Genomic DNA, 20,458 nt, shown 5'->3' with positions numbered 1-20,458 from the left:
GCTTTCCAAGCCGGCTGTGAGCATCTTAAATGCCCCGTCTTGCAGCCTCTAGCTGTTGACAGGCAAGGACGTAGCAACCGCTATGCCACACAAACTTTTCACCATCAATCATTAGTAAATGAAGACTAGCCCATACGATCAAAGATTTACTCCGGATAGCACCGGCTCACTCCACTCATTTGATAACGAGCGCGATAACTGCGGCATGGGCGCGATTGCAAATATCAATGGCGTTCCATCCTTCGACATCCTTAGTAAGGCGATCGAATCAGTCTGCAACATGACCCACCGTGGTGGCGTTGATGCTGACATGAAAACAGGTGACGGCTCTGGTATTCTTTCCCAGATCCCACGTAAACTTTTCAAGCAAGAAGCTGAGAAGCTTGGCGCTACAGTCGAAAATGCAGACGACCTCGGTGTCGGTGTATTCTTCCTACCAAACGCAGACAACGCTGGATCAGAAAGAGCAAAAAACCTCGCTGAAAAGACACTTTCCGAACGAGGCATTCCTTTCATCGGCTGGCGCCAAGTGCCAGTTGCGAAAGAGGAGCTTGGCGTGCAGGCACAAAAATCATGCCCAAACATCCAGCACCTCATTGTAAGCAAGCCATCTGGCTGGGATGATCTCCACTTTGAGCGTCAGCTCTACCTCGTGCGCCGCACTATCGAACACGGCACATCTGACATTCAGGACTTTTACATCCCAACACTTTCAGCTCGCCTCATTTCCTACAAAGGATTGGCGATGCCTGCGACACTCCGTGCGTTCTACCTCGACATGCAGAACCCGGATTTCGAGACAGCTATCGCAGTCTACCACCAACGTTTCTCCACAAACACCTTCCCTGCATGGCCACTCGGTCAGCCATTCCGCATGATGGCTCACAACGGGGAAATCAACACAGTCCGCGGCAACCGCAACTGGATGTCATCCCGTGAAGAATTTTTCTCTTCAGATGTCTGGGGTGACGATGTGGAACTCGTGAAGAACCTAGTGAAGGACAACGAGTCCGACTCAGCGTCTCTCGATCACTGTCTTGAGCTACTCACTCTCTCTGGACGCGAAATTGAACACTCCATGTGCATGCTCGTGCCACCTGCATACCGCAACGACAACGAGATCTCTGAAGACCTCTACAATTTCTACCAGTACCACGGCTCCTTCGCAGAACCATGGGACGGTCCAGCAGGACTAGTCTTCACCGATGGCGTGAAAATCTGTGCAGGTCTCGACCGTAACGGTCTCCGCCCATCACGCTACGCGCTATTCGACGACGGGCTCCTTTACATCGGCTCAGAAATCGGCTGTATCGAATGCGACGAAATGAAGGCAATCGCCAAAGGTCGTCTCGGACCGGGTCAGACTATGGTTGCTAACACAGCAACTGGTAAGCTTGAGCTCGACCGCGAAGTTAAGGAACGCCTTGCTAAGCAAGCTCCATACGGACGCTGGGTTGACGAGAACCAAGTACAACTCAAGGACTACGTTTCACACGAAGCTATCGTCCCAGCTATCGACTTTGATGAAGTCACTATCTCGCGCATGCAGCTAGCCAATACTATCTCTGATGAAGAGCTCGACATGGTATTCCCACCTATGATCAAGGGTGCTCAAGAAGCAGTCTTCTCTATGGGGTGCGATATCCCACTCGCGGTGCTTTCCAACTACCCACGTCTCCTCCAAACTTACTTTAAGCAGCTCTTTGCGCAGGTTACTAACCCACCAATCGATCCGATCCGTGAGTGGGCAGTCATGTCTCTCGAAGCTGGTCTCGGTGCAGAGAAAAACCTCCTTACTGAGACACCTGATCACGCTCGCGTTCTCAACCTTGAATCCGCCATCCTTCTCGAGCACGAGATGGACCGTATCAAGGAAATGGGAGAATATGGATTCAACAATCGCATTATCGACACTACTTGGGAGTTTACTGCAGGTGCTGCGGGCCTCAAGGCTGCTGTTGAAGCCGTTTGCGCTGAAGTTGAAAAAGCGGTCGACGAAGGAGTCGACGTTCTCATCCTTTCGGACAAAGCAGCTAGCATCGAGCGCGTGGCCATTCCATCGCTGATGATCACAGGCGCTGCTCATCACCACCTCAACCGTGTAAGAAAGCGCATGCGCGCTTCCATCGTTGTGGAAACTGCTGAAGCACGTGACACACACACTGTGGCAATGCTCTTCGGTTTCGGAGCAACCGCTGTTTGCCCATACCTTGGTTACGCTACTGTCCGTCAGGTTGTGGCGAACGATAAGAAAGGCAAGCTAGGCGAAGGAATGACTCCTGAGCTTGCGATGACCAACTACCGCAAGGCGCTAGAAAAAGGCCTCCTTAAGATCATGTCCAAGATGGGCATCTCCGTACTCAACTCTTACCAGGGCGCACAGATTTTCGAAGCTGTTGGCATAGGCAAAGACGTTATCGACCTATGCTTCACTGGCTGCGTATCACGCATCAGCGGTGTGGGCTTCGAAGAAATCGCAGAAGAATCAATCATCCGCCACAAGGCAGCCTACCAAGACATCCTGGAAAGCGGCCTAGCATCTGAAACTCCATTATCACTCGGCGACCCAGGTTACAACCGCTACCGTAAATCTGGCGAGCGTCACGCGATCACTACTGACTACATCAAGAACTTCCACACCTTCGTCAAAACTGGCAGAGCGGAAGATTACGAAGAATACGTCAAAGCATCACTCGACACTCACCCGATCACCATTAAAGACCTTCTTGAGTTTGTGCCAGCATCCAGCGGCCCAATCCCGATTGAGGAAGTAGAGACCATCGAACAGATCCGCAGACGTTTCACCACTGCAGCGATGTCAATGGGCGCTCTTTCTCCAGAAGCACACGAGACTCTCGCTATCGCAATGAATCGTATCGGCGCTAAGTCCGACTCAGGTGAAGGTGGCGAAGACCCAATCCGCTTCAAGAAGTACCCGAATGGCGACCTCGCACGCTCTGCTATCAAGCAGGTAGCATCTGGCCGCTTCGGTGTTTCAGCTCACTACCTAGTCAATGCGGATGAACTGGAAATCAAAATGGCTCAAGGAGCGAAGCCTGGTGAAGGCGGTCAGCTTCCTGGCCACAAGGTAAATGGCATCATCGCCCGCTTGCGTAATACGCAGCCAGGTGTGCAGCTCATTTCACCGCCACCGCACCACGACATCTACTCTATTGAAGATCTCGCACAGCTCATTCACGACCTTAAGGAAGTAAACCCTTACGCGAAAGTCACCGTAAAGCTCGTATCTGAAGCTGGAGTTGGAACCATCGCTGCAGGTGTTGCTAAGGCTGATGCGGATAACATCCTTATCTCTGGTCACGATGGCGGAACAGCGGCATCCCCGCTCTCCTCCACTAAGCACACTGGTCTTCCATGGGAACTCGGTCTTGCTGAAGCACAACAAACACTCGTGCTCAACAACCTCCGTTCTAAGATCACTCTCCGAACAGATGGCGGCATGAAAAACGGTAGGGACATTGTTACTGCGGCTATCCTTGGAGCTGAGCAATTCAACTTTGGTACCACAGCAATGATTGCTATGGGTTGTGTTTACGTACGTAAATGCCACCTTAATAACTGCCCTGTAGGTGTAGCCACTACTGATCCGAAGTGGCGCGCTAAGTTCAAGGGGACTCCAGAAATGGTGATCAACTTCTTCAATGGTGTCGCCCAAGAAGCGCGTGAAATCATGGCTAAGCTAGGGATTAGAAATCTTGACGAGCTCATCGGCCGCCCAGAGTACCTCAAGCAACGTCACATTCCTGAGCACCCGAAGGCAAACTCAATCGATCTAGCACCTGTCCTCAAGGATGTTGTTGCGGAGACAGCGCGTGCATTCGACATCGCACCAAGTGAAGTTTCATTGATCAACGTAGACGAACGCAACGACGGCATCCACAAGCCAGAGCTCGATGTTCAGATTATCGAAGACATTAAGTCTCAGCAAAAGGTTTCCGACTTCACTGAACTTGCCGATCGCGCTCCAATCTCGCTCGACTACAGAGCTGTAAGCACCAACCGTAACCTCGGCACACGCACTTCTGGTGCCGTCGCTATGGCATTCGGTAAAGAAGGCCTTCCAGCTGGATCCATCGTACTCAACTTCACAGGTTCTGCAGGCCAATCACTCGGTACATTCCTCTGCTCAGGCATTGAAATCAATGTCACGGGTGAAGGTAACGACTACGTGGGCAAAGGCATGTCCGGTGGTCAGATCACCGTCAAGCCACACCCTGGATCTCAGTTCGTAGCACACGAAAACTCCATCGTCGGAAACACCTGCTTATACGGAGCTACTGGTGGTCAAGCATTCCTCAACGGACGTGCTGGCGAACGCTTCGGTGTTCGCAACTCTGGCGCCCAAGCAGTAGTAGAAGGTGTTGGTGACCACGGTTGTGAGTACATGACCAATGGTCTCATTGTGATCCTCGGAACTACTGGCCAGAACTTCGGTGCTGGTATGTCCGGTGGTGCAGCCTACGTCTATGATCAAGACGGCCGCTTCCAGTCCCGCATCAACACCGAAATGGTGGTTGCCCTTCCAGTGAAGCGCAGCGTAGACAAGGCTGAAGTAAAAGCGCTCATCGAGAAGCATGCAGCCCTCACCGGCTCACCGCGTGCGAAGGCTCTTCTAGAAAAATGGGAGAAAACCTGTAAGAAACTCATCCGTGTGATTCCAAAAACAAAGGCAGCTCTCGAAGCCGCCGAGGAACAACATGAAGCTGCGTCCACGCCAAAAGCGTAAGTAGATCTAAGATCATAACAAAGCCCGCTCGGAGAAATCCAAGCGGGCTTTTTTGTTTCGTTCTATAAAAAGCTAAAATCGAGCTTACTCAGTCGCGTGATCGCGGAAGTTGAGATGCTCATTGCGGTCATGTAAAATCGAAACCATGTACTTCGAAGATAGCAGAACAACCCAATTACCATCCTGATCACGCGCCACAGCGGCACCTGATGGTAGATTCACTTTAGGTGGATCTTGAGGCTTTCTTAAGGGATCAGGCTCCTTTTCGTCAAACCACTGGACTACTGACCACTGTGGACTCTCAAGTCTAGTTTCTACATTATACTCAGAAAGCAGGCGCGCTTGTAACACCTCAAACTGAAGTGGCCCAACTGCTCCTAACATAGGAACTGCCTGAAAACTGCCGTGCACAGTGTAGGCCTGAGCCACACCTTCTTTCATCAACTGCTCCATCCCAGAGCGGTAGCGCTTAACCGCTGCAGTGTCATTGTTGAGGATATAAGCGAAACACTCAGGAGTGAAGCGAGGCATTTCATTAAAGACTACTTTGGGATCAGTAGTTAGAGTATCGCCTATAAGGAAATTGTAATTACCGACCAGCGCTAGAACATCGCCTGCGTAGGCTGTGTCCAGGGTTTCACGACCTTGACCGAAAAGCTTCTGGGCATTGGCCAATCTGACCTTCTTACCAGTGCGCTGATCAACAACCTGCATATCCCGCTCAAAGACACCAGAGACGATACGTACAAAAATAGCTCTATCACGGTGACGCGGGTTCATGTTCGCCTGAATCTTGAAAACGAAGCCTGAGAAATTATTGGAAGTCGGAGGCACCATTTCATCATTACTGACTCTCCCCGTTGGCGCTGGAGCCATCTCTAGGAAACTCTCCAACATGCTCTGCACACCAAAATTATTCATCGCACTACCAAAATAGATAGGCATTTGCTCACCAGCCAAAACCTTCTCGATATCGATTGGCTCAGTGAGACCATCCAGCATCTCCACTTCAGAGATCACTGTCTCATATAAGTCATCGCTCAATGCCTCGCGTACTCTTGGATCCTCAATACCAGCGACTTCGAGAGGAGCCTTAAATGCACCATGTGCAGTCTTCTCAAAAAGATTCACCTCACCTTTTTTCCGATCGTAAACCCCACGGAATCGAGGGCCATCACCGAGTGGCCAGTTCACAGGAGCTGGTGCTAATTTTAACACTGTCTCCAACTCATCAATCAACTCGAGTGGTGGTCGTGACGGACGATCCATTTTATTGATAAATACAAAAATAGGTACTCCACGACGGCGACAAACATCGAACAACTTCAAGGTCTGCGCTTCGATCCCTTTACCAGCATCGATCACCATCACGGCAGCATCAACAGCTGAAAGAACCCTATACGTATCTTCAGAGAAATCGTGGTGTCCTGGTGTATCTAGCAAGTTCACACAGCAATCTTTATACTCAAATTGGAGCACTGTAGAAGAAACAGAAATCCCGCGCTCCTTCTCCATGGCCATCCAGTCACTAGAAGTCGTCTGCTTTTCTTTTTTAGAAGTGACACTCCCGGCTAAGCCGATAGCTCCTCCGTAAAGGAGCAGTTTTTCTGTGAGAGTTGTCTTCCCTGCATCAGGGTGAGAGATAATCGCAAAGGTTCTGCGCCGTGATATTTCACGCGCAGCTGCTGCGGGAACCGGACTTATGGATGCTTGAGTTGTCAAAACAAGTAGATTGCTAATTCGAAGCGGAACAATTAGCAACCCTTCGCATTAATATAGTTACTAACACATAAACTCAATCCATCAGCCGAGAAGTCTATCATTTCGCGAACTAGCGGTTGACGTGTCGCTCTAGACAGTTCATGAACTTCCGACCATTTTATTACTTAATATGAATGAAGGAATTCCTTCTACTTACCAGTAAAAATGGCAGACGCATAAACTCATGACAACTTCACAACTCGCATCCGCACCAGGCAGTGACACAACGATGGTTCTCTTCTCTGGAGTCAGCCTTTTGATCCTTCTGTTTTGGTATCTCGCCACAGACAAAGATCGTGTTAAGCGCAACGTCGGCACAACAATTGTTCTCTTGATCGCAGTCTTCTCGTTCTGCGCCATCATTTCACCAAGTAACCTAATTCAGGTCATCAAAGGTGAAAAAGAACTCTCCAAAGCACACAACCTCAGCGGTGGTATTGAAATCGTTGGTGGTTCCGCATTCATCATCGAAGTACAACCGAACGTCGATGAACAAACTCTCGAAGTCGTCCCACTCACGCCATCCTCAATGGATACGGCTAAAACGATTCTTGAAAAGCGTCTCAACGATTCAGGCACTCTCGATGCTCCGGTTACAGTTCAAGGTAATCGTATCGAAATTCAGATTCCAAAAATCGACCCAGCTGATGCAGCTGCACTTAAGAAAATCCTCACAACTACAGCAAAGCTCACTATCCATGAAGCACACCCTCAGAGTGCTCAGCTGGCTCAGCTAGTTTTTGAAGGCGAAGAAACCATCCCTGGCTACCGGGCTTACCCGCAAGAATTCAAAGACCCTGAAACTCGAGAGATAGTAGGAACACGCTATGTTCTCGTGAAGCGTCAACCAGCACTCACAGGTAAAGATGTAGCCTATGCGCGCGCAAACTATGCCACGAACACTAGTGTCGGGATCACTCTTACTTCTTCTGGCGGCAAGAAAATGGAAACCTTCACAAAGAGTCTTGTTCCTGGACAAGACCTCATAGTGAGCATCCTTGATAACAAAGTTATTAATGCAGCCAAGTTAAGCAACGACGTACAGGTCCTCTCCAAAAATTTCGAAATCACAGGCCTCGACGATATCGAAGAATGTGAAGAGCTAGCAAAAGGCCTTTCCAACCCAATGGAAAACGACATCGAAGTGATCGATGAACGCACCATTTCCGCTACACTTGGTGAAGCAACTGTTAAGCAAGGAATCAATGCGGGCCTCGCAGGACTCGCGCTTACAATCGTCTTCATTCTGCTCTACTACCGTTACTCTGGTATTATTGCGATCATCGGCCTTGGGCTTAATATTCTCATCCTTTTCGGTGCGATGGCACTCTTCGGAGCATCCTTCACCCTTCCAGGTATTGCTGGTATCATTCTTACCATCGGTGTAGCAGTAGATGCCAACGTTCTCATCTACGAGCGCATGCGCGAAGAACTCGCCCTTGGCAAGTCAATGCATGCGGCGATTAAAGCAGCCTACGAAAAAGCATTCTCAGCTATCTTTGATGCCAACATCACCACACTCCTCACCGCACTCATCCTTTTCTGGAAGGCTACTGGATCAGTCAAAGGTTTCGCAGTAACTCTCATCATTGGTATTCTTGGCACGCTACTCGCAGCCCTCCTTTGTACTCGCGTCATGTTCGCTTGGTCTGAGGACTCAGGCCTACTCAAGAAGGTCAAGTTCATGAACCTCATCCCGCAGCGTGCATTTGACTTCCTAGGCAAGCGCAAGATCGCATTTACTATTTCAAGTCTACTCATCATTGGCGGCCTAGTAGCCACAGCGATAAAAGGTGACCAACACCTAGGCATCGACTTCGTCGGTGGTAGTGTGAGCCGTTATGAAATTCCAGAAGGACAAACGGTCACTCGCCAGCAAGCTCAAGACATCCTCAATAATATCAATACAGCGAAAGCGGTATCTGCTCAGATCGAACAGCCGGCAAAAGGCAATGCCTTCCTCACTGTGAAATCCTCTCGTGAAGATGCTGTTGCTTGTGAAACAGCTATTCGTGAGAACATCCCAGGCTTCAACGAAAAAGTAGCGCATGAATCAGCTCTCTCTGGTGACATCGAAAGTGACGCTGAAGAGTTTGTTGTAGAAGCTTCATTCTCGGAAGTCTCCCCCACACTTGGTGGTGAGTTTCTTGAGAATGCTATTTGGGCACTCGCACTCGGAATATTCTGTGTACTCATCTACATCACCCTGCGTTACGAGTTCGCCTTCGCACTAGGAGCCTTCCTTGCGCTAACACACGATATCTTGATCACACTAGGTATAATCGTTCTCTCCGGTCAGGAAATCTCCCTCATTCATGTAGGAGCCTTCCTCACCATTGCAGGTTACTCAATCAACGACACCATCGTTGTATTTGACCGCCTCCGTGAGAATCTCAAGACTAAGCGTGGTGATGTACGTGACGTCATGAATGCGGCGATCAGCACCACCCTCTCCCGTACGATTATCACTTCTATAACAACATTTACTTCAGTACTCGTACTCTACTTATTCGGCGGAGCTTCGCTCAAGGCGTTCTCCTTCACTATCATGATCGGTGTGATCGTAGGTACTTACTCCTCTATCTTCATCGCATCTCCAATCGTATACATCTACTCAAAAGCTCGCGGCATCAACCTTCGCCGCGAAGTATTAGAGTCAGATCTCGAATCCGAGATCAACCCAGCCGATGTGTAATTTTAAAATTACAGTCTAAATTTCCCAAAGCGCAGTCCTCACCAGAGGCTGCGCTTTTTTGTTACGTAATTTTGACCGTTACGATTTATCTTCATATCTATAATAGATTCTAACAAAAATTTCTGATAGCTTTCTCCTCATGGACACAGAAGAAAACCACACACCACAACCAGACGCCCTACACATACTTTCTACTCAGGAAAAAAACTGGGCGATGTTCGCACATTTATCTACCTTCCTCGGCTGGATAGGCATTCCACTAGCGAACATCATCGCTCCACTAATCATCTGGCAGATAAAGAAAGAGACCATGCCATTTGCAGCTGAACAGGCGAAGGAAGCTCTCAACTTCCAAATAAGCCTCACCATTTTAGCTGTTATATCTGCTATCCTGATAATGGTCTTCATTGGAATCATCGGTCTCATCGCCATCGGTATAGCCCAGCTCATCTTTACTATCATAGCCTCGCTCAAAGCGAATGAAGGCATTGCATACCGCTATCCTATGACCATTCGCCTCATCAAGTAAGCAAGGGCACATTCTTACATTTGACTATCGAGCTCAGACACACAATATCCCCGCATGAACTTTGACACCATCATCACACGCCGTGACACTGGATCCATCAAATGGGACAGACGTCCTGAGCTCGACCCATTCTGGGTCGCAGATATGGATTTCACTTCTCCTGGTTGTATTCTAGAGGCTGTGCAAGAGCGCGTCTCTCATGGAGTGCTAGGCTACGCCCACGCCCACGATGGAGTCACCGAAGCTGTCCTCGAGTACTTGAAGTCTCGCCACGGTGCGAATGTCACAGAAAATAGCCTAATTCACCTCGGAGGACTCGTACCTGCCCTCTCGCTGGCGGCTCGTGGATTTGTCAAACCTGGTGAAAACCTAATGATCTGCACACCGGTCTACTATCCATTTCTCCATGTCGGGAATGATGCTAAATGCGAAACGATCTCGGTTCCCCATGTCGAAATAGATGGCACTTGGACCTTTGACTGGGAAGAAATGGAAAAGCAAGTATCAGCCAAAACCAAGCTCTTCATTCTGTGTAATCCACAAAACCCACTCGGGCGTAACTTCACCAAAGAAGAAATCATCCGCGTTGCTGAATTTTGCCATCGTCACGATCTACTGTTAGTGTCCGATGAAATACACTGTGACCTCGTCTTCAACGAAGACACACAGCCATTTTACTCTGCTCTGCATCTGCCAGAAAAGCTCCGTCAGAAACTCATCGTTCTGCAAGCACCTAGTAAAACCTACAACATAGCAGGCATGGGCTACGCCTTTGCCGTTATTGAGAACCCAGATACTCGCAAAACATTCTGTGACGCCCGTGGTCACACACTCGCTGAGATTAACTGTCTGTCATTCTTTGCTGCCGAAGCCGCTTACAAGCACGGTGAGCCGTGGCGCCAAGAACTACTCGCTTACCTCAAGAAGAACCGTGACACCGTCATCGACTTCGTCCGAAGTGAACTCCCAGCTGGCTGCACTATTCCAAATATCGAAGCCACCTACCTCGCGCTAGTCGACACACGCGAAGCTAAAATCAGACATCCTGCCCAAGTCATCGAAAAGCATTCTAAAGTCTGGGTCAATGACGGCACAGCATTCGGCGCTCCTGGCCAATTCCGCTTTAACTACGGCTGCCCGCATTCTCGCGTCCTCGAAGGGCTAGAGAAAATCAAAGTGGCTCTCCACTCCTCTAAGTAAAAGCAAACACCAGATCAGCTTCTCCCATATTTCCTGTGCGTGACATTTCCTAGATGCATGCTACTAAGATTCTAACAATTTATTATGCTCCGCCCACTCATCTCAGCTTTCTCTCTTTGCCTCCTATCCACCCCATTGATGGCTGTAGACCCTCGAGAAACAAGTGCAACTGATGATATCCCATACGGTATTGAATTTCTCACGCAGTACAGCAGTGAGTACAACTACCGCGGATTCATCCTAGCCCAAGACACGATTGATGTGCAGCTCAGCACCCACTACGCCTTCGGTAAAAGCACCTACATCAATGGTGCCGCATGGTTTGGCAGTGCTGTTGGCGACGGAGACTTCACTGAAGCTGGATTTCTAGCAGACCTCCGCAAGGATATTGATCAATGGACTCTTTCACTCTCGGGAACCTATCGCTCTTACTCGAATACCTTTTTTGAAAATGGAGTCAATATTGAGACAGTAGCTTACTATCAATGGAACAGCATGTTTCAATCAAGCGCTCACATAGCATATGACACTGGAGCAGAAGGATGGTACGGAAGCTTGGAAACTGGCTACTACCATCGCATTAATGATGACTCATTCTTTCTCTTCGATGTTGGAGTAAGTGCCGTGGAGAACTATTATTCTAGAGATGGTTTCAATGATGTATTTGGAAAACTAACCTACACTTATAACATCAACCAATCCGTCTCACTCAGTCCATATATCGGCACTTCAGTACTGCTCGACGACAAGGAAACTGGGAGTGATAGCCTTTACGGAGGTATTTACCTTGCCGTAACCTTCTAGAATTCGGTAAGAATCACTTGTGATTCGCATAGTCCTCATTCTCATTGTATCAGCGGCCTCGTTCTTCGGGATCGTATTTCTCATTGAGACGAAAGCCCCCGACGTCAAATCAATGACCGACAAGCCCGGCGCGAAGGCTACCATAATCAACCCACATGGCCTACCAAGTGGCGTCATTGGTTCCTTCACCTTGAACCAAGAAGCTACCAATGCATGGCATACAAGTGACAGCCGCCTCACCGATGACGACCGAGTACGTTTCAGTGAAACTCAAGCGCTCCAAGAGCTCTACAATTTTGATGGTGATCACCTTTGGCGCAATTCTCCTGATAATAAAATAGTGGTTATCACTAGTGAAGTCACACCCGACTTCGTCAAGCTCCTCACCACAGTTTCTCTCAATGGCGAAGAACTGCCAAACGAATTCTACCTTCAATGGGATGACCAAGGTTTCTGGCTATCGCAGCGTCTCCCAACCACTGCTGGAGTAACTAAACTCTACCGTGCTCGCTACGAGCGCAATGCTGCAGCTGAAAAATAGTAGCCACTACTTCCACTTACCCCTTGTAACCGGAAGCTTCCATTAGACTTCCGCGTCTAACCACTTACCCTTGAAGTGAACTATAGTGAACACCAGAGATTGGACAACAAGATCTGTCATCATGATCAGCCAGACTTTCGTCAGCGTCATATGCTCACCAAAGTAGTAAAACGCTGCAGCCAGAGCACCCACACGGAAGATGAGCATGGTGCCAAATGAAGACACCATCACCAACACTGTAGCTCCAGCCCCGCGCATCGACATCTTCATCACCATCGCTGTTGCAAAAAATGGCTGCACCCAGCCAACGTAGCGCAGTACCGAAATCGCCATCTCTGTCTGCGGCCCTCCTTCTGGACTCATCAGCCCCACTAACTGAGGTGCGAAAATAACGAGGCAAATCCCAGTCAGCCCCATCACGACAATCGCGACATACCAACACACGCGCACAGCGTAAGCCGCTAATTCTTTCGCCCCAGCTCCTAAGTACTGCCCAGCAAGCGTAGAAGCAGCCATCCCCAACGCAAATCCAGGCATAAAGCTCATTGATTCGATTTGCACAACCATTCCATGTGCTCCCAGAACTCCTTCTTGACTCAGTTTATTGGCCACCATCCAGACTCCAAATGCATGGATGCTCCACATTCCTATGATTTCAATCACCTGAGGAAAGCCCACACGAACGATACGATGACCCACACTCCAATCCCAACGCAGCGACTCCCTACTTAAAGTCACCACTGCTGGCCGCCAATCACGCGGTAGCATCGCCCATAGAATTACCACAGCTCCAGCCAACCAGCCCCCCACTGTCCCCCATGCGAGACCAGCCATACCACTCGTATAAAAATCTGAAACTCCATCTCCTGGCGGCATCCAATGAGACATGAATAGAACACTCAATGTCACATTCACAAGGTTTACTACCAACATCGCATAAAACGGCGTGCGCGTGTCACCACCCGCTCTCAAACACGCATTGGCAACAAACAACAAGCCACACAATGGTGACGATAGAGAGACGATTCGTAAATACTGGAGCGCATACTCCTCAGCCACGCCACTCAGCCCAAACACTTGGATCAAAACCGGAGCAATCAACCAAACTACGACTCCAGACACAGCCCCTGAAATCACCCCTAGAATCAGTGATTGCCCAGTAGCCTTTTCAGTAAGCTTCTCATCATGCGCGCCGAAAGCTCTCGACACTAAAGCCTGAGCACCAGTCGCCACAGCTCCCTGTAAAATCATCATTAGCCAAGCAACATACATCGCCAAGCCCATCGCATCAAAAACCTCGCTATGAACTTCAGCCGCCATCGTATTCCCAGCAATGATACGGTCAGTAAAGGAAACCACAGTCCCCATCAAATTCTGTAAAAACGGCCACAAGGCCAAGGTCACAATCTGTCTGGTTAACGAAATTCCAGCCAGGCGCCCCCCCAGCACAACCGACTTCCTAGGATGACTAGGTGGATCGATGGCATTGGCGGGATTACTCATAAGAAATGCGAGGAAGCTACGACTGATACCCCCTGTTAGACTGAAAAGCTACATAATTTTAGAAGTTTGCAGTTGCGGTCTTCCTGATTCAGCTTGAATACTAAGAGAGAAATGCACACTCCAGTCACTAGCTTTTCAGACCATAGTATCGCGAAAAAATTACTTCTTGCAGACCCATCACTGCGTGATGAGTATTTTGGCCATAGTGTCGTCTACATAGTAGAACATAACGTGAATAAGGGCTCACTCGGCCTCATCCTTAATAAACCGACACCTCGAAAAGTTGGTGATCTTATCAGTAGTGATCAATTCAAAGACTTAGCCCACCTCCCTGTTTACCTAGGAGGTCCAGTCGAGAGCGATCAAATGCTTTTCGCTAGTTTCGAGTGGAAAGAACCGAACACTCTCAGTTGTACATTTAGACTCTCTGCGAAGCACGCTGTAGAGCTCGTCAATACACCAGGCTCCAATGTCAGAGCTTACGTCGGCCACTCAGTATGGTCAGAGGGGCAACTCCAAGACGAAGTCGAGAAGCATGCTTGGTTCTGTCGAGACGCCTCTGCACGCCTCGTACTAGAAACGAAATCGGACGAGCTATGGCAAACTCTGCTGAAAGACCTCTCACCTTTCCATCATATTTTATCGCTCACTCCCGATAACCCATTTCTTAACTAACTGAATCTACCAGCATCTATCATGCGAGCAGTCATCCAACGCGTATCCTCAGCCTCAGTCTCCATTGTGGGAGAAATATCGGGAGAAATCAAACAAGGCTTCCTCATCCTCCTGGGGATCGAAGCCGCTGACACCGATGAAGATATAGAATGGCTCACTGGCAAGATCGCTCGTATGCGGGTGTTCGCAGATGAAGCGGACTTAATGAATAAGTCTCTGACTGACATCGGTGGCTCTGCACTCGTTGTTTCACAGTTCACGCTTCACGCAAATACGAAGAAAGGCAACCGCCCCTCATTCATCCGCGCAGCTAGACCTGAGCAAGCAAAGCCTATGTATCAGGAATTCATGCTCAGCTTAGGCAACAAAATTGGCATCCCATGTCAATCCGGAGAATTTGGTGCTGACATGCAAGTCGCTCTCGTCAACGATGGACCAGTCACCATCATCATCGACAGCAAAAACCGAGAATAGGATTCCCTAAAATTTTCCAACAATGCTCAGTAACGACCCAGTCTCAATCCAATTCCGCATCCCAGCTTCAGACCACCTCGGAAAAAATGAAGTTGAGGGGAAAGTCCGCTTCATGCCAGATAGTGTAGAACTCGACTGGCGCCTTAAGGGAAATGTCTTTCGCGGGGGACAACAAGAAGTGGAGACCATTTCGCTCAATTACGGTGACATCGAGCATGTGGAACTGAAAAAGCGCTGGTGGAAGCTACATTCCATTATTTTGCGTATCAATAATCCTGCTCTCGTTGAAAAAATCCCAGGAGTCGAAATGGGTAAAATGACTCTCGAAGTCGATGAACGTTCTCGTGAAGAAGCGAAAAAACTTGGATCACTGATCGACTTCAAACGCTCAATTTTTCTAGTCGATGAGCAAACGCGAAGACTCGAAGCTATGAGTAGAGATCTCTAAGCCTGCTTAGCCCGAGTAGCTGCTTCCTTTTTAAGCTTACGCCTATAGGCTGCAGGAGTGGTACCCATTCTTTTTTTAAAAACGCGTGTAAAGTGCGCTTGGTCTGAGAACCCTGACTCGGACGCCACTTCAGCCAATGTGACATTTGTCGGCATCAGCGTCAGCGCCTTTTCAAGACGCATAGTTGTGAGATACTTGTGCGGCGAGTGCCCAGTCGTCTTTTTAAAACTCCTAGCGAAGTGAAATGTGGACATGTTTGATTCAGATGCCAAATCTTCCACATAGATTGGAGAGTGGAGTTTCCCCCACATATAATCAGTCAGCCGCTTCAGCAATGGCTTGCTGAGCTCCGATCCCGATGTAGTATTTTTTTCTCCTTTCATCCGCAATTTATTACGTCTAACTCCACACATTAATGTGCTTCAGCTGAAATAACGAGACACCTTAGCATCCAGTAATTCAGACACTAGAGTAAACTTCAGCACTCGACCAGAACTTTTTAATCTGCAACTCACTGTTCTTTAAACAGCCTTGCTAAAAGCTCAACTTATAAATTTTCAGGGTGGCTTAGTAGTTCAGCAACACGATTCAAAACACGCCCTGCATCACCACCGTCAATAACCCGGTGATCGAAGGTTAAGTTCAGCTCCGCTTCAGTCACTGGAATGAATGCCTCCACTTGGTCCGACCAAACTGGCTTCTTCACACCAGCGCTAATACCCAGAATTAAAGTTTCATTCGGCAGAGGAATCGGAGTACCCCATGTCAGGCCAAATGTCCCGAAATTCGTCACAGTTGCTATCCCTCCTTTGGTATGCTCCGCAGTAAGTTTACGCGCACGCGCAAGATCCACCAGGTCAGCATAGTCTTTTGCGAGTTCAGCCACAGATTTAGTATCTACATCGCGAACTACAGGCACCATCACACCGTCTTCCACTTGCACTGCTAGTCCAATATCGAAAGCGCGTGGGTGCACAATGTGACCACCAATCAAATATCCTGCTGCCTCTGGATGCTCAGCTAAAGCTAAGGCTAGGGCGCGGAGCACATAGAGCGTGAGGCCTGGCTTCGGATTCTGCTCAGAACGATGTTTGAGCAACTTATCCATCACTACCGGACGAGCAACCGTCGCCAGCGGGCGACTCCATGATCGACGCATAGCATCAGCCACAGCTCTACGCATTGGTGATGCAGGAGAAGAGGGCCAAGAACTAATATACTCGAGGAATTTTTCCAAATCCTCAACTGTCACACGCCCTCCAGCGCCACTCCCATTAATAGCTGAAATATCTGCAGCTTGCAGACCGAGCTCATTCATTCTCGCACGCATACGTGGAGAAATATAATGCGCTCCTTTCTTACCCATTGGGACTTGTAGACCTTTTACATTAGGCTCCACAGCTTTTGGTTCGAAATAGGCATCACCATCTAACTTAAAGTGTAGATTCGCCTCAGCGTCATCAGGAGTAGTCTCTTCATCGCTCTCATCTTGAGCATCAGCCACCGTACTCACGCCTGTACGCTGCACCTCTTCTGCAGTGACCTCTATCACACCTAAAACACTGCCGACTGCGTAGCTTTCGCCTTCACTTGCACAGATATCTTTAATCACACCTCCACAGAGTGTTGGCACACTCATTGTAGCCTTATTGGTTTCTACTTCGATCAGGTCTTGCTCGGCCTCGACAACATCTCCTACGGCTACATTAAACTTAAGGATAGTAGCTTCAGCGATAGATTCGCCAAGCTGGGGCATTACAATTGGGACTTCAGGCATAATAGTTGTAACGTAAATTTAGTAAGCGAGGAGGTTACGAAGAGCCTCACAAATAGACTCTGGAGTTGGGCGGTGCATTGCCCAAAGTTTTGGATGATAGGGAACTGGAGTGTCTTTCGAATTCAGACGCATTGGTGGCGCGTCGAGCAAATGGAAACCATCTGCACACACTCGCGACACAACCTCTGCGGTCACTCCTCCCCACGGGAAAGCTTCGCCGAGAGCTAGCAAACGTCCAGTACGCGCAACTGACGCGATGACGGTATCCGTGTCTAATGGCTTCACTGAGCGTAAATCCACTACTTCGATTTCCCAACCACCTTCTTTATAAAGCATATCCGCAGCACGCACTGCTTCATGCACCATCGCACTGTATGTCACAACGGTTGCGTGCTTACCACTACGAGTGATCCGCGCTTTACCGATTGGTAAATCATCACCCTTATAATCATCAGCCTTCAGCCAACGATAGAGAAATTTGTGCTCACAGTATATTACCGGATCGTCAAGATCGACAGCCTGCAATAACATCGAATACGCATCTGCCACAGTCGCAGGTGTGACCACTACAGTGCCAGGATAGTGCGCATAAATCGTTTCCATACTCTGGCTATGAAATGGACCTGAGCCAGGTGTACCACCAGAGGGCATGCGTACTACAAGAGGCACAGGAACTCCTGTCCGGTAGTAATGCGTCGCTGCTTGGTTTACGATCTGGTTAAATGCGACTGATGAGAAATCAGCAAACTGCATTTCAACAATAGGACGCATACCCTCGATCGCTGCACCCACTGCCATACCAATCATCGCATCTTCACTAATAGGCGCGTCGATAACGCGGTCTGGCCAGCGCTCCTGTAAGCCTTTGGTTGCCTTAAATGCACCGCCAAACTTACCAATATCTTGACCATAGAGAAACACCTTTGGATTATCCTCCAAGGCCTTTTCCTGCGCGTCTTTAATCGCGTCAATGTACGTAACTGCCATGCTATAAACTATTTCTTATTGGAGACCTTGAATGCTTTCACTCGCTGTCGCCGCCCACACTTCTTTGTATGGGTTAGGTGGATCCTCACGCTGAGCTACTGCCACAGCCTCTTGAGCTTCAGCATTAATCTCTTCTACCCACTTTTGATATTCCTCTTCACTGAGCCAGCCTTTTTTAATCAGCTGCTCCTTCCCCACTTCGATACAGTCGCGACCATAAGCCCCTTCTCGAATCTCCTGAGGAACATAGGAACCATCGTCATGTTCTCCGTGACCAGACAATCTAAGCAACTTCGCAACGACTAATTGAGGTCCTCCTCCTGCGCGCGCTAGTTCAACTGCATTTCCAATCACTTCAATACAAGATAAAAAGTCTGTACCATCCACAGAATGACCACCCACTCCGTACCCTTTTGCACGGTCAATTAAATTTTCACAAGCATACTGGCGCTCACTCGGAGTCGAGTACGCAAATTGATTATCAGCCACCACCACCACCATCGGCAGCTTCTCCACAGCTACAAAGTTAAGCCCTTCATGAAACGCTCCAGTGGAAGTCGCGCCATCGCCAATACAAGTCGCTCCGACGCGACCGTCTAGCTCGCCTTTCAAACGCTTGGCCAATAAGGCTCCGCCCACTTGTGCCACAGCCGCACCAAGATGACTAATCATCGCAAACATTCCATCTTTTGGACGGCCACGGTGAATATTACCATCGCGACCACGCATCGGACCTTGCGCCGATCCTAGGTAAGTACGCGTGGTGTCTAGTGGATCTTCTCCAAACGCCATGCGTCCGGCTTGGTCCCGAATCAAAGGAGCAAAAACATCCTTCCCCCATTCCAAACACGTACCTAATGACGCGCTCACCGCTTCTTGACCCTTGCCCAGATACACACCACCAACAATTTTTCCAGCCTTGTAGAGATTGCTTAATTTAGTCTCTAAAATGCGAGCGCGCAGCATGGCTCTATACACTGCAAGCGCATGCTCTTTACTGCTAATATCTATTGTTGTCTGCTCTGCCACGCCGCAATCTTATAGGCAAGCACCCCTATCTAGCAACTGGTTTCCTCGCTTCTTCAGTGAATTTTTTAGCCATACCATACAATTAACTCGTCCATAGTATTCTCGATCGCTTTGCCACCCAAAATCAATTTGCTTTTTGAGCCCCACATCTCCATAAGCGCCTCGACTTTCATCAAACCCCACGCAATACATTTTCATGAAACCAACTCTACTCGTTCTAGCAGCAGGTATGGGCAGCCGATACGGTGGCCTCAAACAAATGGACCCTATGGGACCTAACGGAGAAACAGTTCTAGACTACTCCGTGTTCGATGCCATCCGCGCAGGATTTGGCAAAGTAGTTTTCATTATTCGTCGTGATTTCGCCGAAAATTTTAAAGCCGCTATTGGCGATAGATTCTCTGATAAAATCGAAGTCGAATACGCCTACCAAGAACTCAACGACTTACCCGCTGGCCACACACTCCCAGAAGGTCGCGTTAAACCATGGGGAACTACCCACGCTATTCTCGCAGCACGCGACATTGTCGACACACCATTTGCTGTCATCAATGCTGACGATTTCTACGGAGCAGACGCATACCAGCAATTCTCTCGACACTTCAATTCCTCTACCGAGGTTAATAGCGACTCCGATCATTACTCAATGGTAGGTTACCCCTTGAAGAATACTCTATCAGAAAATGGCAGCGTTAATCGCGGAATCTGCTCTGATAATGACAGCCTCCTGGATACTGTCGAAGAACACCTCGAAATCAAAATAGAAGAAGACGGCATCTGTCGTGGTGAAAACCTCGCAGGTAAACGTGTCGAGCTCTCACCAGATGCCCTCGTTTCAATGAACTTCTGGGGATTCCCGCTCAGTATTATGCAAGACCTCGAATGCGAATTTGTAAAATTTCTCACCGAGCGGGGCACTGAGCTCAAATCCGAATGCTATATCCCGACCGTTGTCGACACCATGATTCACCAAGGGAAGGCAGATTGTAAAATCCTAAAGACCTCCGGAACTTGGTTCGGGGTAACCTATCCAGAGGACAAACAATGCTGCGTTAATAGCATTAAACAGCTCATTGATGAAGGAGCCTACCCGGACCAACTTTGGAGCTAAAACCGCTTTAAAATGACTTCCAAAAGAATAGCCACTAGTTCACTTTAGTGGCTATTTTCATCCCCGCGTTTCATCTAAATTGCAGGGCCAAAAAGAGCACTACCTATTCCACTTGCTCAAGTGACGAGAACCTGTTTATTTGCTCTGTAGATAAACGGTCTGCGCTCAAGCTGAGCC

At 48.8% G+C, this 20,458-nt stretch carries 16 protein-coding genes; 10 read left to right on the top strand and 6 right to left on the bottom strand.

Annotation, left to right across the window (positions count from 1 at the left end; translation table 11 throughout):
- The first annotated feature begins 118 nt into the window (after window positions 1-118).
- A complete protein-coding gene (gene gltB / locus ACSHX2_RS01460; RefSeq protein ID WP_435689878.1) occupies window positions 119-4,747 on the top strand; it encodes a glutamate synthase large subunit in 4,629 nt (1,542 codons plus the stop codon).
- An 84-nt stretch (window positions 4,748-4,831) separates the two neighbouring features.
- On the opposite strand, the gene ACSHX2_RS01455 is transcribed toward gltB, so the two are convergent.
- Window positions 4,832-6,469: a peptide chain release factor 3 gene (locus tag ACSHX2_RS01455; protein WP_435689876.1), complete on the bottom strand. Its 1,638-nt coding sequence runs from the start codon at window positions 6,467-6,469 to the stop codon at window positions 4,832-4,834.
- Window positions 6,470-6,692: 223 nt separating this feature from the next.
- Here ACSHX2_RS01455 and secD point away from each other — a divergent pair, with 223 nt between their 5' ends.
- The 5 genes from secD (at window position 6,693) to ACSHX2_RS01430 (ending at window position 12,277) form a co-directional block, all read left to right on the top strand.
- Window positions 6,693-9,203, top strand: a complete 2,511-nt coding sequence (gene secD / locus ACSHX2_RS01450; RefSeq protein WP_435689874.1) for a protein translocase subunit SecD — start codon at window positions 6,693-6,695, stop codon at window positions 9,201-9,203.
- Window positions 9,204-9,342: 139 nt separating this feature from the next.
- Entirely contained in the window at window positions 9,343-9,732 is a 390-nt protein-coding gene (locus ACSHX2_RS01445) for a DUF4870 domain-containing protein (RefSeq protein WP_435689872.1), read from the top strand.
- A 54-nt stretch (window positions 9,733-9,786) separates the two neighbouring features.
- The gene (locus ACSHX2_RS01440; protein WP_435689870.1) at window positions 9,787-10,932 is read left to right on the top strand and encodes a MalY/PatB family protein; all 1,146 of its coding nucleotides are present in this window, start codon (window positions 9,787-9,789) and stop codon (window positions 10,930-10,932) included.
- Between the two features lie 84 nt (window positions 10,933-11,016).
- Window positions 11,017-11,736, top strand: a complete 720-nt coding sequence (locus tag ACSHX2_RS01435) for a hypothetical protein (protein ID WP_435689868.1) — start codon at window positions 11,017-11,019, stop codon at window positions 11,734-11,736.
- A 19-nt stretch (window positions 11,737-11,755) separates the two neighbouring features.
- On the top strand, window positions 11,756-12,277 hold the full coding sequence (locus tag ACSHX2_RS01430; RefSeq protein ID WP_435689867.1) for a hypothetical protein: 522 nt from the start codon (window positions 11,756-11,758) through the stop codon (window positions 12,275-12,277).
- Between the two features lie 42 nt (window positions 12,278-12,319).
- Here the strand turns inward: ACSHX2_RS01430 and ACSHX2_RS01425 are convergent, their stop codons facing one another.
- The gene (locus ACSHX2_RS01425) at window positions 12,320-13,780 is read right to left on the bottom strand and encodes an MATE family efflux transporter (RefSeq protein ID WP_435689865.1); all 1,461 of its coding nucleotides are present in this window, start codon (window positions 13,778-13,780) and stop codon (window positions 12,320-12,322) included.
- A 111-nt stretch (window positions 13,781-13,891) separates the two neighbouring features.
- On the opposite strand from ACSHX2_RS01425, the gene ACSHX2_RS01420 reads away from it, so the two are divergent.
- The 3 genes from ACSHX2_RS01420 to ACSHX2_RS01410 are packed head-to-tail and all read left to right on the top strand — an operon-like array spanning window position 13,892 to window position 15,377.
- Window positions 13,892-14,455, top strand: coding sequence for a YqgE/AlgH family protein (locus ACSHX2_RS01420; protein ID WP_435689863.1), 564 nt, complete (start codon window positions 13,892-13,894; stop codon window positions 14,453-14,455).
- Between the two features lie 21 nt (window positions 14,456-14,476).
- Entirely contained in the window at window positions 14,477-14,929 is a 453-nt protein-coding gene (dtd, locus tag ACSHX2_RS01415; RefSeq protein ID WP_435689861.1) for a D-aminoacyl-tRNA deacylase, read from the top strand.
- Window positions 14,930-14,951: 22 nt separating this feature from the next.
- Window positions 14,952-15,377, top strand: a complete 426-nt coding sequence (locus ACSHX2_RS01410; RefSeq protein WP_435689859.1) for a hypothetical protein — start codon at window positions 14,952-14,954, stop codon at window positions 15,375-15,377.
- Here the strand turns inward: ACSHX2_RS01410 and ACSHX2_RS01405 are convergent.
- From ACSHX2_RS01405 to ACSHX2_RS01390, 4 genes are all read right to left on the bottom strand, one after another.
- A complete protein-coding gene (locus tag ACSHX2_RS01405; RefSeq protein ID WP_435689857.1) occupies window positions 15,374-15,760 on the bottom strand; it encodes a helix-turn-helix domain-containing protein in 387 nt (128 codons plus the stop codon). The genes ACSHX2_RS01410 and ACSHX2_RS01405 overlap by 4 nt on opposite strands.
- Before the next feature lie 164 nt (window positions 15,761-15,924).
- Window positions 15,925-17,154: a dihydrolipoamide acetyltransferase family protein gene (locus ACSHX2_RS01400; protein WP_435689855.1), complete on the bottom strand. Its 1,230-nt coding sequence runs from the start codon at window positions 17,152-17,154 to the stop codon at window positions 15,925-15,927.
- Window positions 17,155-17,172: 18 nt separating this feature from the next.
- Complete coding sequence (locus ACSHX2_RS01395) at window positions 17,173-18,141, bottom strand: alpha-ketoacid dehydrogenase subunit beta (protein ID WP_435689853.1); 969 nt, start codon at window positions 18,139-18,141, stop codon at window positions 17,173-17,175.
- Between the two features lie 15 nt (window positions 18,142-18,156).
- The gene (locus tag ACSHX2_RS01390; protein WP_435689851.1) at window positions 18,157-19,170 is read right to left on the bottom strand and encodes a thiamine pyrophosphate-dependent dehydrogenase E1 component subunit alpha; all 1,014 of its coding nucleotides are present in this window, start codon (window positions 19,168-19,170) and stop codon (window positions 18,157-18,159) included.
- A gap of 196 nt (window positions 19,171-19,366) precedes the next feature.
- Between ACSHX2_RS01390 and ACSHX2_RS01385 the strand changes: the two genes are divergently transcribed.
- Window positions 19,367-20,281: a nucleotidyltransferase family protein gene (locus ACSHX2_RS01385; RefSeq protein ID WP_435689849.1), complete on the top strand. Its 915-nt coding sequence runs from the start codon at window positions 19,367-19,369 to the stop codon at window positions 20,279-20,281.
- The last annotated feature ends 177 nt before the right edge of the window (window positions 20,282-20,458 follow it).

Origin of the sequence: Rubritalea sp., from assembly GCF_051252225.1 — a bacterium.
Taxonomy (GTDB): domain Bacteria; phylum Verrucomicrobiota; class Verrucomicrobiia; order Verrucomicrobiales; family Akkermansiaceae; genus Rubritalea.
The sequence above is the reverse complement of the archived record's forward strand: the minus strand, read 5'-3'. Positions and strand labels throughout refer to the sequence as shown.